Origin of the sequence: Kitasatospora sp. NPDC007106, from assembly GCF_040634455.1 — a bacterium.
GTDB classification, from domain to species: domain Bacteria; phylum Actinomycetota; class Actinomycetes; order Streptomycetales; family Streptomycetaceae; genus Kitasatospora; species Kitasatospora arboriphila.
In genome coordinates this window covers 1-3178 of the sequence record NZ_JBEYFP010000678.1, presented here as the reverse complement: position 1 = coordinate 3178, position 3178 = coordinate 1, and the positions used below count along the sequence as shown (strand labels likewise).

4 protein-coding genes and 1 pseudogene are annotated in these 3178 nt (G+C 70.4%); 3 read left to right on the top strand and 2 right to left on the bottom strand.

Translation table 11 applies throughout. The features are described from left to right. A partial coding sequence (locus tag ABZ641_RS30635) for a crosslink repair DNA glycosylase YcaQ family protein (RefSeq protein ID WP_359987013.1) occupies positions 1-278 on the bottom strand: 278 nt, incomplete at its 3' end. A gap of 59 nt (positions 279-337) precedes the next feature. Between ABZ641_RS30635 and thpR the strand changes: the two genes are divergently transcribed. The 3 genes and pseudogenes from thpR to ABZ641_RS30620 all read left to right on the top strand — a co-directional run. Then, entirely contained in the window at positions 338-949 is a 612-nt protein-coding gene (thpR, locus tag ABZ641_RS30630) for an RNA 2',3'-cyclic phosphodiesterase (protein WP_359987010.1), read from the top strand. A 28-nt stretch (positions 950-977) separates the two neighbouring features. Further along, on the top strand, positions 978-1367 hold the full coding sequence (locus ABZ641_RS30625; RefSeq protein ID WP_344622209.1) for a hypothetical protein: 390 nt from the start codon (positions 978-980) through the stop codon (positions 1365-1367). Between the two features lie 210 nt (positions 1368-1577). Next, a pseudogene (locus ABZ641_RS30620) lies at positions 1578-1798 on the top strand (alpha/beta hydrolase); the annotation flags it as partial. Positions 1799-2006: 208 nt separating this feature from the next. On the opposite strand, the gene ABZ641_RS30615 reads toward ABZ641_RS30620, so the two are convergent. After that, positions 2007-2801, bottom strand: coding sequence for an SGNH/GDSL hydrolase family protein (locus tag ABZ641_RS30615; RefSeq protein ID WP_344622208.1), 795 nt, complete (start codon positions 2799-2801; stop codon positions 2007-2009). Positions 2802-3178: the final 377 nt, after the last annotated feature.

Here is a 3178-nt window from a genome sequence, read left to right as displayed (position 1 = left end):
CGGGCGGCACAGCTCCGACCGGGTTGACGCGGGACGGGTCGGCGGCGGATGGTTCTGGGGCACTCCCCCCCCGCACCAGGACCGCGCCAAGCCGCGTCGAGATCCTCCGGCGCGAAGTCCTGCACCCGGTTCCACAGCGCCAGGTACGGCGACGCCGGTGCCTGCGCCTGCAGAGCGCAGAGCCGGCGGACCGCCTCCGCCACGTCGAGGCACCGGCGCTCGAGCAGGAACTGACGCTCCAGCACGGCCAGTGCGAGCTGCCGCGCGGTGAGGCTCATGACCGCATCATGCCACCCTCGGCCCGGCCGGGAACCAGCGCCCGTGCTAGAAATCCCTGGTGAACGACGACCCCGAGCCCTCTACCCTGCGCGTCTTCGTGGCGCTGGCTCCGCCCGACGAGGCCAAGGACGAGCTGGCCCGGGCGCTGCAGCCCGCCTACGCCCGCTACCCGCGGCTGCGGTGGAACCGGATCGAGGACTGGCACATCACGCTCGCCTTCCTCGGTGAACTGCCCGCCACGGCCGTGCCGTTGCTGCGCTCCGTACTGGCCGGCCGGGCGGCGTCGCACCCCGCCCTGCACCTGGGCCTGCGCGGTGGCGGCCACTTCGACGAGCGACTGCTGTGGAGCGGGATCGACGGGGACCTGGACGGACTGCACCTCCTCGCCGCCGACGTCCGGGACCTGGTCGGGTCCTGCGGGATCGAGTTCAACAACCGCCCGCTGCGCCCCCACCTGACACTGGCGCGGGCCCGCCGCGACGATCCCACCAGCGTGCCGCAGGCCGCGGCCGGACTCTCCGGCTTCGTGGGCCGGCCGTGGCACGCCGAGCGCCTCCACCTGGTCGGCAGCAACATCGGCCGCGGCTCCGGGCCGATCCGCTACCGCGACATCGAGGCCTGGCGGTTCGGCACCGGGATCCGGGCCGACGAGGACGGCGCGCCCGCCTAGATCGGGCCCACACCACCAGGAGGAACCGGTGTCATACCCGCAACCGCTCACCCCCGGGGAGAGACTCGCCGACGCGAAGAAGCGGCTCAGCCTTCCGCGCATCGTCGTGATCTGCGGCTCCACCCGTTTCATGACCGAGATGGCCGAGGCCGATCTGCGGGAGACCGAAGCCGGAAGGATCGTCGTCAAGCCGGGCTGCGACATGAAGTCGCCGCACGAACTCTGGTCCGATCCCGTCGAGGCCGAGGCGCTGAAGGCGCGACTCGACGATCTGCACCGGGCGAAGATCCGGCTCGCCGACGAGGTGCTGGTCGTCGGCGACTACATCGGAGACAGCACCCGGGCCGAAATCGCCTACGCCCGGTCGCTGGGCAAGCCCGTGCGGTTCACACACCCCGAAGTCGACCCCGACGCCTGACCGCCCACCCCACACCCTCCGCAGGCACCCCTTGGAATCGATCCTCCAGGGTCCGTCCGGCGGATCAGGCGTGCATGTGATCCGCCGGAGGTCGGGTGAGCCGCACGCCGGCCCGACAAGGTCCGAGGGCGAGGGCCCAGCGGTAGCCGGCGGTCGAGCGGCATCCGGTCGCCGAGCCTGCGCGCGCGAACGTGCTCTTCGCCGGGGGACGTGCCCCGCGCCCGGCGCGAGGAGGCCCGGCAGGTCACCGTTCCGCTGCTGCTCCTGCTGCAGTGGGACGACGAGGGGAACCCCGGCAGCGGGCGCTGGACCTGTACGACGCGTTCGGCAGCAAGGAGAAGACGCTGCACGCCAACACGGGCGGGTACGTCGGAACCCCCTGGTTCGAGCTGGAGGACGGCGGCCGGTTCTACGACCGGCACCTGAGGTGAGGCCTCGCCCCCGACGGTCGAGGTCGAGTGATGCATCCGGTCGTTCCGTTGCCGGGGCGAACGCGTTCCGTCCGGCCGGGGTGATGGCATTGTGGGCGGCCGTCGGATTGTCTGCTCTGTTGCGAAACGAACCATGATTGTCCGGAGTGACTCGTGCCCCGTCCGACCGTGCTCACGGTCGGGCGGGGCAGGCGCGGGGAGGGAGGGATCAGGCTCTGGCGCTGAACGTGGGCAGGTAGCCGTTGGCGTGGCCGGTCGCGTTCGGGTGGTAGCTCTCGTGGACGATGACGCGGGTGCTGTTGAGCCACCAGTCGGACGAGCAGATCTCGTGGTCGGTGAACACCTGGCGTACGTCGCCGAAGGCGAATCCGGCTGCGCCGGCTCTGCCGGCGATGACGGAGTCGATGGTGTCGGCGGCGCCGTTGATGGCGTTGCGGCTGGTGTCGCTGATGCCGAAGGTGCAGCTTCCGCCGATCTTGTAGAGGTGGGGATAGCCGAGGACGACGACACGGGCCGACGGGGCGCGGTTGCGGATGCCCGCGTAGACCTGGTCGAGCAGGGCGGGGAGCTTGCTGGTGGCGAAGCTCTTGGAGTTGTTCACGGCGGTCAGGCAGGCGTTGGTGCCGTTGAGGACGCAGGTCTGCATGGCGCTCGCGAAGCCGGCGTCGTTGCCGCCGATGCTGATGCTGACCAGTGTGGTCGCGCTGTTGACGGAGGACAGCTGCTTGTTGATGACGTCGGCGGTGGTGGCGCCGGAGCAGGCGACGAAGGCGAACGAGGCGGGGGAGTGGGCGGAGGCCCAGAGCGCGGGGTAGGCGTGCAGGCTGCGGTTGCACGATCCGGCGGAGCCGATGTAGTCGCCGGTTCCTTCGCCGGAGGAGTACGAGTCGCCGAGGGCCACGTAGTTCCCGGTCGCTGCCGCGGCGGGCGGTGCGGCGAGGAAGAGGCTCGAAGCGAGCAGGAGGACGGTGCCGGACAAGGACAGGACGAAGCGCGGCCGCATGGGACCTCCACCGGTCTACCCGCGTCACCTTGACGCGGCGGTAACTTTGTAGCGGCGCCGTGCCCGGGCTGAAAGATTTGTCGCAGGGGCAATTCGGTGAAACGGATTCACTTGCTCCTCACTGCACGCCAGTTGTCAGAACCGTCGCGCCTGCAGTATCCGCGGGCGCGGTGATGGTGGCAGGCTGCAGTATCTGACGAACCGCCAGATCGCGGTGGGGGGATTACGTCGCGGCGAATGCCTCCCGGGCGCGAAAAGATCTTGAGATCGAGGTGGGGGCGGTGTTGCGGTCGGCCGTTCCCGGCCGTCGGGGCCCCCCCGGCCGCGCGCCCGCACTACGGTAGTCCACAACCCTTAACTCCATCACCCACTACACG

Bases quoted from the DNA above. Each gene is read 5' to 3' on its own strand.
- ABZ641_RS30615 (WP_344622208.1), bottom strand. From the start codon at position 2,801: ATGCGGCCGCGCTTCGTCCTGTCCTTGTCCGGCACCGTCCTCCTGCTC.